Source organism: Chloroflexota bacterium (assembly GCA_035652535.1).
Taxonomy (GTDB): domain Bacteria; phylum Chloroflexota; class UBA6077; order UBA6077; family SHYK01; genus DASRDP01.
Genome location: DASRDP010000010.1, coordinates 24,957 through 37,112 on the forward strand (window position 1 = coordinate 24,957; position 12,156 = coordinate 37,112).

The window sequence follows — 12,156 nt, forward strand, 5'->3', positions numbered from 1 at the left end:
GCCTGCTACGTCCGCCCCATCGCGCCGTGGCGACGCGCAAAGGTCACCAGCGCCTCCACCTGCTCCTCGTTGGGTGATGCTTGCCAGCGGCGCGCCTTGATGAGCTGAAGCGCATCCACCGCGGAATATCCCGACGAGACGAGAACACAGGCGCCCAATAAGGGGCCGCGGCCCACGCCGTGCAAACAGTGAACGTAGACGCGCCGGCCCCGCTGGATCTGATCGGTGGCCCATTCGACCCCGGCGTCCAGTGAGGACTGGCTCAGCTCGTGGGTATCCGGAGCGGGGAGCCAGAGGAAATCCATCCCTTGGCGACGAAGCGCCTCCTCGTCGTCGCACGCCTCGGCCCGGCAGTCGACGACCGCGCTGACCCCGATGCGCCCGAGCTTGGGAATGTCCGACCGCCGAAAAGCGCCACCGACCGCTAGCTCGTCGGTGATCCATGAGAAATTGAGCTTGGTCGGCGCGAACTCCAGGACCCGCGCGAAGCCCTTTCGCGTGAACCGCAGCGCCTCCTCTGTCGCTCGTGAGATCAGAGACTTGTCACGCAGCTCGCGCGGGAGGTCTTCGGCGAACGCCGCGTCCGCGACGGGTTGAATCGGCGGGACGGGGCTAAACTCGGACACGTTCCGCCCGGAACACCTGGTCCTCGATGTAGTGCTCGGCCGCGATCGCGGCGGTCGTCGCATCGCCCACCGCCGTCGTGATCTGGCGAGCGAGCTGTGACCGGACGTCGCCGGCCGCGTAGAGGCCCGGCACGCGGGTTTCCATCCGCTCGTTGGTGATCAGGAATCCTTGCTCGTCGTGGTCCAGGTGGTCTTCGAAGAGCCCGCTATTTGGGCTGAACCCGATGAAGACGAAGACGCCATCGAGGGGCAGGCGCCGCTGGCTCCCGTCCTTGAGGTTGCGGATGGTCGCCCACTCCACGGTCTGCGTGCCGCCGATCTCGTCGACCACCGCGCTCGTGATGAACTCGATCTTCTCGTTTTCGCGGGCTTTTTCCTGCAGGATCGGCTGGGCTCGAAACTCGTCGCGCCGGTGGATGAGGTACACCTTCGACGCGTGCCGAGTCAGATAAATCCCCTCTTGGAACGCCGAATCGCCGCCGCCGACGACAGCGACAACCTTGTTCCGGAACAGTGGCCCATCGCACACGGCACAGTAGGAGACGCCACGCCCGGCGAGCAGCTCCTCGCCCGGCACCTCGAGCTTCTTCGGCACGCCGCCGGCCGCCATGATCACCGTTCGCGAGCGATACGATGGGCCTTCTTCGGTCGTCGTCGTAAAGATGTCGTTCCCGCGCGTGATACGCTGCACGGTCCCCTGCTCGATCTGGAGCCCGAATGTCCGTGCGTGCTCCTCCATCTTCTCCGCGAGCTCCCGGCCCGTGGTCGACACGAAGCCCGGATAGTCCTCGATGAGGTCCGTATTGAGCAGCTCGCCGCCGGGAAGTAGCTTCTCCAGCAGCACCGCCCGGAGGTTTGCCCGCGCCGCGTACAGCCCGGCCGTGAGGCCCGCCGGACCGCCTCCGACGATCACGACGTCAATCAGTTCTTCGTTCACCGATGCTCCTCTCGCTCTGCACTCACCTTGTACAACGCTGCGCCACTCGGTAATCTTTCACGCTGGCGGCCCGCGGGGATCGGCGATGCAGCCGAAGGCCCTCTCTGAGCGGCGGGAGGCCTGCCCCGAGAGAGGTTGACGGGACGCGAGCGGTCCCGCGTGTTTCTCAGCACACCGCTAAGGATACGGCATGGCGCGATGGCGGAAGACGGACACGGCGGTCCTCGTCGCCATCCTCTGCATCGCCGGCGCGACCGCCCTCCTCTGGCTGTACACGATTCCCTTCCACAAGGCGCCCGACGAAGGCGCCCACTTCCAGATCGTGCGCTTCATCAGCGACCACGGCCGACTTCCGGTCTTTTCGCCGGATGACCTCTGGCTGATTGCCACCCCCTCCGGCGCCGTCGAGACGTACGCGGCGTACCCGCCGCTCGCCTACATGGTCGACGCAGGCGTCGGTTGGCTGACCCGGGAGGAGGCGATGTGGGCAGCCCGATACGCTTCTCTGGCGTCGTACATCGGCACGGTCGCCCTAACGTACTGGATCGCGCGCCGCCTCTTCCCCGATTCTCGGGCGATCGCCATCACCACCGCCATGCTCGTCGGGTTCTTGCCGCAGCTCACGTTTACGGCCGCGTATGTCAATAACGACGCCCTGGCCGTCCTGGAGACCGCCGCGATGCTCGGCCTGCTCATCTGCGCATGGCAATCCGGAGCCCGTGCGCGCACGCTCGCAGGGGTCGGCCTGCTCGCGGGCGAGCTCCTCATCACCAAGTACACGTTCTACGGCGTGGCCGCCATCGGCTTTGGAACGGCCGCGCTTCTGGCGATTCGGGAGGGCCGCTCGCTCGGCATGCGCCTCTTCGCGCTTGCCGCGGCGACCGCCGCCACCAGCGGCTGGTGGTTCGTTCGGAACATCGCCCTGTACGAAGAGGTGATCCCGGGCCAGGTCATCGCCGATGCGAAGGCGTCCGCGGGCGGAAATACGCTCTTCGTGCCGATCGACCACGGCGTGACGCTCCTCACCCTGTCCACCCAGACGAACTTCTGGGAGATGACGCTGAAGAGCTTTGTCGCCGGGTTCGGGTTTATGGCCATCTTTCTTGACGCGCCGTACTACTGGCTTGTCGCGGGCATCGCGGCGGTCGGGGTCATCGGCGTTCTCGTCGCGTTGCGAAAGGGTCGACCGGAGCGCCCGCGGCTGGCGGCCGCGGCGGTCGCGCTGGCCATCATCGCCAGCACGATCGCGCTGGACATGGTCGTCAACGTCTACGGCGAATACTCGCCCCAGGGGCGGTACCTGTTCCCCGCCCTCATCCCGCTCGCGCTGATCGTCGCGCGCGGCTGGTTCGCGTTCTCCGACTTGAGCCGCTTGCTCCGCTGGGTCCCGAGCATGGGCGTCCTCGCCTTCGTCGGTCTGAACCTCATCGGCCTCGTGTTTTTCGAGATACCGCGCCACTACGGCCCCACTGCGGAGCGGATCATGGTGCAGATGGACAGGCCGTCGAACGCCCGCCACGGGGGCGAGGCGATCGAGGTGGCCGGATGGAGCCTGGTGGAGGGGCAGCCAGCGTGGCGGCCATTCGCGCCTGACCTCGTGTCCAGGTACCGTCAGCCGACGCCAGAGGTGAAGATCTACGCGGACGGGCCGCCGGGCGTCGGCCGATTCCTCGCACAGGCGCGAAACGGGTTCAAGCGCCCGGACGTGGCCGACTTCTACGGCCGGCTGAAGGCCATCGACCGAACCGGCTTCTGGTTCATGGTGCCGGCCGGCTCCCTCTCGCCCGGTCGCCACGCGCTGTACGCCTGTGCGACCGCGCCTTCCGCCACAGCGCCGACGTGCGGGGAGAAGGACCTCGAGATCCTGTAGCGGTCGGAGGCCGGCTTCGCTCGAAGAAGAGTCTACGTTTCCTCGAAGCCGAAGCTTGTGAACTTCAGCGTCCGCGCATTCTCGCTGACGGTCCGCACGACGTGATCGGAGGCCCCGTCGGGGATCTCGGCTTCGATTTCAACGGTGATGGTGACCTTCGAGCCGACGATTCCACTGAGGTGCTGGACCACCTCCTCGGCCACGGTGCCGGCGTCGCGTGCGAGACGGGTGGCGTCCAATTGCACCGTGCCGTGAAACCGCCTCAGCACCTTGGCCGGTGGTGGTGCGACGGCCGCCTCGCCGTCCCTGATCTGGCCCTCGGCGCCGTTCTCCTTCCCCGGCGGGTATCTTCCTGAGGCCCCTCCGGGTGTTGGGGGCGTGGCAGTCTCCTCGGCATCCAGCTGGCGGCGGGCGGCCTCGGTCTTCACAATCAGGCTGCGCCCGTCCATGAGGACGCTTCCGACGCGCCCGAGGCGGAGGCCGGCGTAGCGCCCATGGGCCTCGTCCCAGGCCTCGGCATAGGCGAAGCCATCGGTCTCGGGAGTCAGCGATGCGGCGCCGTCGGCGATGCACTGCAAGAGCACCTGCTCGTCCTTCAGCCTGGGGAGGTACAGGTACTTCGTGAAGTAGTCCCACAGCTGGCGGATACCGACGTGATCGCCCTGCCACAATGGCACCCGATCCAGCTCCATGCGCAGCAGCGCCGATCCGTATTCGGTGAACAGCAGGCTGCCGGCCTTGAGCTTGCGGCTCGCCCGAACGGCGAGCGCCTCGCCCCCCTTAAGCCCGGTCTCCTGCCAGGTGACCTCACTCTCCCCCGCTTGCTGTTCCGGAACGAGAACCAGACTGTAGGTTTCTGGGAGGCGGGTATCCACCGTCTCATCGGCCTGCTGGCGCTTGCTGGCCGCCTGGCCGGCCTGGAAGACATCCAGATTTAACTCCTCCCGCTGATCGTCGATGGACTTCCAGGCCAGGTACTGACGCACCGCCGTCTCCAGCTCGGCCAAACGAGCCCGATCGGGCGCGAGGAACACCAGCATGTTCCGGTGATCGCGGGGACCGGTCCCCTTGGAGTCCAGGATCCGGGTGGCCGCCGCCCGGGCTGGACTTTCGGCCCCGCGTGGCACATGCGGATGGTCCGGATCCAGGATCACGAGTCGGGCCGACTGCTCATCGGGTACGTCGGCTGGCGACGCGGGACAGGGGTGCACGCTCGCGAAATCGCCGCGCTGCCCGCGTTGCGCGCGCACCCGCGCGCGGATCTCCGCCAGCACCGCATCGCGCGAGAGTTGCTCGGCCCGATCCTGGGCAAGGCGGGTCACGCTGGGCTGACGAGCAAACCAGTAGCGCTGATTGTCCACGTACAGATGGGTGGCCCGGTCGGTGAGCCGCCGCAGAGCGTCCCCGAAAATGGCCGGGCTCTCTCCGGGCTGCACCGCTCCCAGCTTGATCTGCCGGTCCTCGAGGCCGCGGTTCGGCGAGTCCGGCCCTTTTGGCGCCGAGCCCAGAAAGATCGTCCGCGCCACCCGGCGGGTGGAGGAATAACGACCGAGGTTCGGGTTCTCGGCGTCGAGCGCGAGGGCCACCGATTGCGGCCCGTCCACGTCGGTCTCGATCACCGGGTCCCACGGCTCTTCCAGGTACTGGCGGAACTCGTTGTGGATCTCGGCCTCCTCGATCGGTATGGTCCCCGGAAGGATCAGGAGGTTGGCGTCCTGGCGCTCCCAGAGCGCATGGATCACGGCCGCCATGAGTCGCAGCACCCCTCGGGTTCGCTGGAAGCGGTCGAGCGCCGACCAATCGCCGAACAGCCGGTCGAACAGCTCGGGATGGATCGGGTAGGCCTGGACGATGCGCTGCTCGTAGGCGGCTTCGCGGCAGTGGGCGGGAAACTCGCCGGTCTCCTTCCGATACAGCTGGGAGAACGCCTTTGCCACGGCATCGCGCTGCGCACTCTGGCTCGGATCGGCGATCGGCTCGAAGAGTCTCCTCCGCACGATCTCGAACCCCTCCTCGGTTGACGCGGGGCGCCACGGGGCGTCCAGTCGGCGGAAGATGTTGCTGATTCGCTCCAGGGCCCGCTTGCCCGCCTCGCCGCCAACCTCCACGTCGGACGAGGGAATGGCGGCCACGACCAGAGTTTGGGGCGCCTGGCGGGCCGCCTCGGCCAGCGCCTGAGCGAAGGTGAGATTGGCCTCGAATGAACCGGCCGGGAGTCCCTCCACCCCCTCGAGCTGGCGCACGAAGGCCACCCACTCGTCGATCAAGACCAGGCAGGGCGCGAACAGCTCGAACAGATCGCGCAGCGCGTCCGATCCGGGGCTGACGCTCTTCTGGTCGGCGTCCGCGACAAGCCCGTAGCCGTCCGCGCCGCCGAGCTGCCACGCCATCTCGCCCCACAGGGTTCGGGTAACGGTCCCATCGGGCTTCCGTCTGGGATTGGACGGGGACAAGGCGGTGCCTACCAGGACGGCGCGGTGGGCGGCGGGCGGGCGCTCGACCCCGGCCTCGACCAGCAAGGGCGCGACGCCGGGAAGCTCGCCCGCCGGCGCGCCCGAGAAGAGATGGTAGAGAGCCAGCATCGAGTGGGTCTTACCCCCACCGAAGTTGGTCTGCAGGTCCACGACCGGGTCCCCGCCGCTACCTCCGCCCAGGCGCCGGAGAGCGTCGGTGAGGAGCTGGCGCAAGCTCTGAGTGAGGAAAGTCCGTTGGAAGAACTCGCGCGGCTCGGCATACTCCGGCAGCCCTTCGCCGCGGTGCACCTGGCCCAGGTCCGCCGCGAACTCCGCCTGCCGATAGCGGCCCGAGGCCACGTCGGGGTGCGGCGTGATGACCTCGCGCCATGGGCGAAGGTCGCCAGAGGGCTGCCCGCCGAGGGGGAGGGTGGCGGCCCGCCGGGCCTCGCGCCGGGGCTGGGCCTCGTACTGCACGCGGATCTGTTCCTGCTTGAGCCGGTCCAGCTCCGCCGCCTCCGGCGCTGAAATGGCGCTCAGCATGCGGCTCACGCTGTCGAGCGCCCTGAGCGCGTCGTCGGGGCTGAACGACTTCTGATGGGCCCACTCGTTGCGCGTCGTGAGCAGCTCGTGAACCAAGTTGCGCTCGAATTGGCCGAGCTTCTTGCCGAAGACCTCGCGCCACTGCTCGCGCATGAGGACGAGCAGGGCCTGCACGTCGCCGCTGCCCCTTTGCGCATCAAAGTTCGCGGACGAGCCGCTCCGGGCAATGGCCTGCTGTGCTGCCTCCAGCCACCCCTGCTTGAAGACCGCCTGCATCTCGCGACGGACGTAGGGTTCGAGCCCGCCCTGAAGCAGCTCCAGCGCCCGCCCAACCCGGTCGCGGTTACTCATCGCCATGGCTCACCTCCCGTATCCGGACCCCGCCGCAAGGATCAACATGGGAAGCAGCCGCGGCGGGCATCTCGTATACTCAAGCGCTTCTCGATCTGGCTGCGCGACGATACGTGGTGGAGGGCAGGAATGCCGGGAACCTGGCGCCTCGATGTGCCCCGGGGGCGAGCCGCCGCGCGTTCTACGGTCGAAGGCTTCGCGGTTGTGACCCTCGTCTTCCGGCACCAGGGGGACGACGTCTGGACTGGGGAGTGCCGGGAGTTGGGGACGGCCACAGACGGCTCCAGCCTCGCGCGGGTCCACGCCGAGCTGGTCGACCTCGTGGTTCTCCACCTCAACGCGCTCGAGGAGGCGGGAGAGCGCGAACGATTCTTTCAACGGCACGGGATTCCCTTCTACGGGGCGGACGCGGCGCCGAAGGTGATCCAGCTGGCGTTGCCGCTGGACGAGGGCACATTCGTGCACCCGCACAAGGTGCCCCTGGCGCGCGCGGCATAGCCCATATGGGATGGCGGACGAGCTTCCCGCGCTCACTGGCAGCCAGCTCATCCGGTTGCTGACCCTGGACGGCTGGGAGGAGCAGCGCCGCTCCCGGCACGGGGTCGCGCTCGGGAAGGCGATCGGCGGGAGACGGCGCGTCGCCGTGGTCCCAACCAAGACCGGCTCGATGCATCCCAACACCCTGGCGCGGCTCCTGGGTCCCAAGCAGACCGGTGTGGGGCGGGCGGGGCTGGTGCGCCTCATCGAGCGGCACGGCCTGCGCTGATGGGTCCCCCAGCTCACAGCAGCTCGCCCTGCTCCGGCCGGCCACTGGCTCCCGCCAGGCGGCGGACCTCCGGCCACGCCACCACCAAGCTGTTGTAGCCGAGCGCCTCCTGGGCCCACTTCTTGCGATCGGCGGCCACGTAGAGGCGATAGGCCAGGTCGCGCGCAGCCTCGCCCAGGCCGCCCACCTGGGCGAGCAGGCGGGCCGCGGCCTGCTCGCCCCCGTCCTCCAGCCGGCGGATTAGGTGCTGGGTGACTTCCCAGATGGTCACCCGCCGATCCCTTATTGGATCCCAGTCGGCCGGCAGCTCGTCGCGCCGCAACAGCCGCACCCGGCCCTGGCGCGCCTGAACGATGCCAGCCTCGACCAGGGCGTTCAGGGCGGTGTTCTTGGCCTTGGAGAGCGTCTCCGCCACGCCGAAGGCCCCCTCGTTGGCACCGAACTGCTCGAACCAGGCCACCGCCCACCGCGTCTCGGCGTCGAACTCACCCTCCTGCTCCGCGAGCACCGCGTCGAGGGCCTCGTTGATGAGCGCCAGCGCCGTGCGGACGGGCATGGCCGAGCCGTCGGCCTCCAGCACCCGGTGGTACCTCGAGAATACGGCCATGCCCGGCCCGATGGCGGCCTGGGCCAGGTCCACGGGCGCGATTCCCTCCCGTTGCAACATCCTCAGCGCCGGAGGGAGCTCCCGCTTCAGCTCGGCCAGGAACTCGCGGCGATTCGTGACCGGGGCCGAGTCGGGCCTGGGCCGGCAGACCAGGACGATGGATGAGGCGAGTGCGTTTGTACCACGCCCCACGTTGCGGGTAGCGAGCTCTGAGCGGACGGGCCAGGTCCCTGTGATCACCAAGCCGGCCTTCATCAGGCCTTCGAGCATGGTTTCCCAGCCCGTTGAGGAGACCGTGGCTCCGCCGTTACGACCGCTGTCATCTTCGCTTTCGGCCTGTTTGAAGGCATAGAACGCGGTCAGCGGGTAGTCGGGATGCTGCGCATCGCGCATGCGTTGGAAGGTGGCGGTGAGCCCCTGCTCGAAGAATTCCGCCGCCTGGTCCCGGTTGCCCACGAAGCGGTATGGGCTGGCCACCAGTTCCTCGGCTTTGGGGGTCAGCAAGGTGCCAAATAAGTCAGGGTAGAGGGCGCCGACTGACCGTCGAAGCCAGACATAAAAATAGTCTGCTAGATCCGCGTAGCCGATGTTGTCGTAGTAGGGGGGATCGGTGCACGCCAGGCGGCTTAGCGGTGCATCCACAGTCCGCCCGGCGTCCGATTGCCGGACGCTCGCCAGCACGCGACAAGGTGATCGCCCGAGGCACGTCGCCGTCCATTCGACATTGTTTACCCAGTTACCTGAGGACTCGCTGAACGGATTGCCTTCGGCAAAGTCCCACGTCATAGGGATGGCTTGGCGGGCGAATGTCGCCCTGAGCGCTTCCATCTTCGGGCTGCTGTCCCAAGTGCATATTGTGGAACCGCGATCCGCGCTGCGGTCCAGGGCAAACGCCAGATACGTCGCCACCGCATCTGCGTAGGCGGCCGCGCCCGCGCCGCCGTCGTTTAGGGGCACGCCATCGTCGGGCAGGCCCGCCGCGAGGGCGTCCGCGCGCGCTCGCTCGCGCGCCTCCCCCACCAGATCGCAGAACGTGGTGAGGGCCACGAGCTGGCGGGGGGTGAACGCCTCGCCCCACGTCTTCATCCCGTACATGGGCAACCGGTCCACATCGTGACTCGGCGTCGTCACAAGTTCTTCGGGCCTCCACTTTGGCTTCGCACTGCGGGCCACTGCAACGTGGTCGCTGTCAGTTGCGACGAAAGCCCGCCCGCGTCTCGTCTCGGCAACCGTTGCCAGGGGCGTGGATCTCATGCGGCTAGCCTGCGCCTCTGACCGAACGTATGCCAGGGAGGCAGACGTGCCGCATACCAAGCACGTCGCACCCTGGCGCCCAACCGTTCCCGCCCGTGCGACCCCCTGCCCCGTCCGAACCTCGAATCGGACCGTTTTCGCTGCCCTGTCGAAGATGGGTTCTACCCAGGCCTGCTTCCCCTTCTTGGTCGAGAGCCAGAAGGAGCGCACCAGCGGCATCTCGGCGCCGCACGCCGGGTTGGGGCAGCGCACGGTGCGCGCCCAGAGCCAGGCGATCACCGTCGCCTCGCCGCCGCCCTGCTCCGGCGGCAGCTTCACCTTCGGGTAGAGGTGACCAATACGCCGCTCGGCCTCATCGCGCATCCATTTCCCGTAGTAGCGCACGTCCTCCGCCAATCCCTGCGCGCCCCGCCAGCCGTCGGCGTGGCCGATCTTGCGCCTTGCCTCCGGGTTCACCGGCGGCTGGCCCGCGAAGCGGGGCGGGATCTCGATCAGCGCCTTCGTGATGAGCACCGCGACCGGGTTGAGGTCGCTGGCGTGCACTTCCAGCCCCAGGCGCTGCGCCTCCAGCGGGATCGATCCGCCGCCGCAGAAGGGATCCAGCACCGGCGGTGGGTTTCCGTCGGTCGCCTTCTGGATCTCGGCCCGGGCCGCGGCGAGCACCTGCTCGTTGGTGGTGTTCTCCCACTTCACCAGCTGCTCGATGATGCGGAAGAGCCGCTGGCGCTCCGCCTCCTGAGCCTCTTCGGTGGGGAACTGCTCCGGATGGCTGGAGGGGTCATCCACGAGCGAGGCGAACAGCACCGCTCGACAGGCGGCCAGCGGCCGGCGCGCCCACCACAAGTGCAGCGTCGAGGGGTGCCCATGTCGGATCGACTTCTCGCGGGCCGACTCGCGGTTGATCGCCTCCAGGGGCAGGGCCACCTCGATGAGCTTTTTGCGATACGGAGCGTCTTTCACAACACCCCCACTGCCTGCTTCACATGCGGCTGGGTTCTCGAGCGCGCCCGAAAATGTCCCTTGAGCGCGCGCTACTGAACATCAGGCGGCCCGAACCCTCAGGCAACATTCCGCTCGTTGAAGGGCAAAGGCAAATCTTCGCTTGGCTCCAACTCGAGCCAGCCAATCAGGTTGAGGCTGCGGATCGCTTCGGCAAACTTTGTGTTCTGGATGGGTGGTCTCCGTCGCTGCTTCCACTCGGCAGCAGCCCTTAAAACCTCCATCTCCGAGTGCTTGCGTCCATCTGCCGCGAGCTCGCGCGCCGCAAAGTGGACTGTGGCAGCGACCTCAGCTTGCTGGGTTCTCATTCGTAGGAAAAGATCGGTTAGTCGGTCGATCGCGCCGCTCCATGCGGCCAATTGAGCCTGGAAGGCCACCTGCGCGTCCCCGAAGGTGGGGCCGGGGACAATGGTGAAAGCGCGGCCTCGCTGCTCCTCTCTTATCAGCCCGTTGTTAACCAGCCGAGAAGTCACCCGCTTCAGCTCGGGCGCGAATGGGCCGTAGCTGCCACGCACATGGGTCAGTCCAGTCGGGACCCCAGCTTCCGACGCGAAGTAAGCAATCTTTTGGAACATAGTTCGGCCAATGGGCCAGTGATACGGCTCCTGCTCAATTCGATCTACCACAGCGACAAGCGCAACCCATGTGGGCTGAATCCTGGGAGCCTGTAGCATAGCGTGCGCGCCGTCGTCAGACAGGAAGCTCAATTGGAGCTGATCGTCTGGAGTGCCATACGGTGCGTAAACCTCGACCGGTATGTCCAGCCGGCTGAGGTGGCGAAACAGTGTTGGCCCAACAACTTCCCACTCAAGTTGCCCTTGCCCACATCCAAGGGGGGGCACCGCTAGTGACGTAATGCCCCACTCCCGGTAGTGCTGCTCCAGGTACTCCAGGCCAGCGACGATGTCGCTCAGGCGGGACACAGCGCGCCAGTGGTCCTTGGTGGCGAAGTTAAGTACCCAGGGCAATTCCCTGCGCCGATACAGGTACGGCCTTCCCAGCCGAACTTCGCGCCGGGCGCAGCGCTCCACGTAGTCTTGGAACATCTCTGGAAAGCGCTTCTTGAATTCCAGCGCGATGCCTTTGCCCATCACTCCAACGCAATTCACCGTGTTGACAAGCGTCTGAGCGCTTGAGTCGAGGATGTTTCCCACACGAGTTGTTATCATGGCAGTCCCTCGCTCATCTGAAGAACAGATCACTCTTCACTTCGATCGGGATGTCGGGCGCGACTGATGCGACCGCCTGCGCTCCATCCTGCGTCGGGACGTAGATGCCCAGGATGTGTTGGGCAGGCACAACATCGGGAACCAGAACCTCGGCACACATGGCGGCTTTGTGACGCCACTCAGCGATCTGGTCTTCGGGATGGGTCCAGTAGCGGGCGAAAACGTAATCGCGATCTAACAGTGGCAGGCCAGCACTCGGCGGGCTAAACCGAGCATGGCCGCTCGCCGCGTTTTGGTCAGTGACCACCACCCCCGGCAAATCCAGCACGTCCGGCGAGATCCGGAGCACGCACAGCTGGGTGCTGTTCGGCCCCATGCTCAGCGCATACATCATGGGGTTCCGAGCGTTGATGTAGAGATTGGCGTACTGGTGCAATCGTCGGCCGCCGGCCACAACCACCCCCGCCCGGATTTGCTGCACAACTGGATCTGCCATAGATGCGTGCTCGAGGTTCGTAGCCCGGGTATGGGAGAGAACCCCGCTTTGAAGGATGCTGGGCAGATTCTCCACGTGCTGGATG

General features: G+C 66.9%; 9 protein-coding genes. 3 read left to right on the plus strand and 6 right to left on the minus strand.

Going from position 1 to position 12,156, the window contains the following annotated elements; translation table 11 throughout:
• Positions 1–5: 5 nt before the first annotated feature.
• Positions 6–626, minus strand: a complete 621-nt coding sequence (locus VFC51_01595; protein ID HZT05698.1) for a dual specificity protein phosphatase — start codon at positions 624–626, stop codon at positions 6–8.
• On the minus strand, positions 613–1,563 hold the full coding sequence (trxB, locus tag VFC51_01600; GenBank protein ID HZT05699.1) for a thioredoxin-disulfide reductase: 951 nt from the start codon (positions 1,561–1,563) through the stop codon (positions 613–615). Before trxB ends, VFC51_01595 begins: the two co-directional genes overlap by 14 nt.
• A 190-nt stretch (positions 1,564–1,753) precedes the next feature.
• Between trxB and VFC51_01605 the strand changes: the two genes are divergently transcribed.
• Positions 1,754–3,433, plus strand: a complete 1,680-nt coding sequence (locus VFC51_01605) for a hypothetical protein (GenBank protein ID HZT05700.1) — start codon at positions 1,754–1,756, stop codon at positions 3,431–3,433.
• Between the two features lie 32 nt (positions 3,434–3,465).
• Here VFC51_01605 and VFC51_01610 read toward each other — a convergent pair whose 3' ends face one another.
• Positions 3,466–6,786 carry a Swt1 family HEPN domain-containing protein gene (locus VFC51_01610; GenBank protein HZT05701.1) on the minus strand — a complete coding sequence of 1,107 codons (3,321 nt, stop codon included), beginning with the start codon at positions 6,784–6,786 and terminating at the stop codon, positions 3,466–3,468.
• 123 nt (positions 6,787–6,909) lie between these two features.
• Here VFC51_01610 and VFC51_01615 point away from each other — a divergent pair, with 123 nt between their 5' ends.
• A complete protein-coding gene (locus VFC51_01615; GenBank protein ID HZT05702.1) occupies positions 6,910–7,278 on the plus strand; it encodes a hypothetical protein in 369 nt (122 codons plus the stop codon).
• A gap of 10 nt (positions 7,279–7,288) precedes the next feature.
• Positions 7,289–7,546, plus strand: a complete 258-nt coding sequence (locus VFC51_01620; protein HZT05703.1) for a hypothetical protein — start codon at positions 7,289–7,291, stop codon at positions 7,544–7,546.
• A gap of 13 nt (positions 7,547–7,559) precedes the next feature.
• Here VFC51_01620 and VFC51_01625 read toward each other — a convergent pair whose 3' ends face one another.
• The 3 genes from VFC51_01625 to VFC51_01635 form a co-directional block, all read right to left on the minus strand.
• Positions 7,560–10,367: a DUF1156 domain-containing protein gene (locus VFC51_01625; protein HZT05704.1), complete on the minus strand. Its 2,808-nt coding sequence runs from the start codon at positions 10,365–10,367 to the stop codon at positions 7,560–7,562.
• A 98-nt stretch (positions 10,368–10,465) separates the two neighbouring features.
• Positions 10,466–11,575 carry a macro domain-containing protein gene (locus tag VFC51_01630; GenBank protein HZT05705.1) on the minus strand — a complete coding sequence of 370 codons (1,110 nt, stop codon included), beginning with the start codon at positions 11,573–11,575 and terminating at the stop codon, positions 10,466–10,468.
• Between the two features lie 13 nt (positions 11,576–11,588).
• Positions 11,589–12,146, minus strand: coding sequence for a DUF4433 domain-containing protein (locus VFC51_01635; protein ID HZT05706.1), 558 nt, complete (start codon positions 12,144–12,146; stop codon positions 11,589–11,591).
• Positions 12,147–12,156: the final 10 nt, after the last annotated feature.

What these genes read in the sequence shown, in the direction of transcription:
- VFC51_01605 (HZT05700.1), top strand. Translation starts at nt 1,754, where the DNA reads ATGGCGCGATGGCGGAAGACGGACACGGCGGTCCTCGTCGCCATCCTC.
- VFC51_01610 (HZT05701.1), bottom strand. Translation starts at nt 6,786, where the DNA reads ATGGCGATGAGTAACCGCGACCGGGTTGGGCGGGCGCTGGAGCTGCTT.
- VFC51_01615 (HZT05702.1), top strand. Translation starts at nt 6,910, where the DNA reads ATGCCGGGAACCTGGCGCCTCGATGTGCCCCGGGGGCGAGCCGCCGCG.
- VFC51_01620 (HZT05703.1), top strand. Translation starts at nt 7,289, where the DNA reads ATGGCGGACGAGCTTCCCGCGCTCACTGGCAGCCAGCTCATCCGGTTG.
- VFC51_01630 (HZT05705.1), bottom strand. Translation starts at nt 11,575, where the DNA reads ATGATAACAACTCGTGTGGGAAACATCCTCGACTCAAGCGCTCAGACG.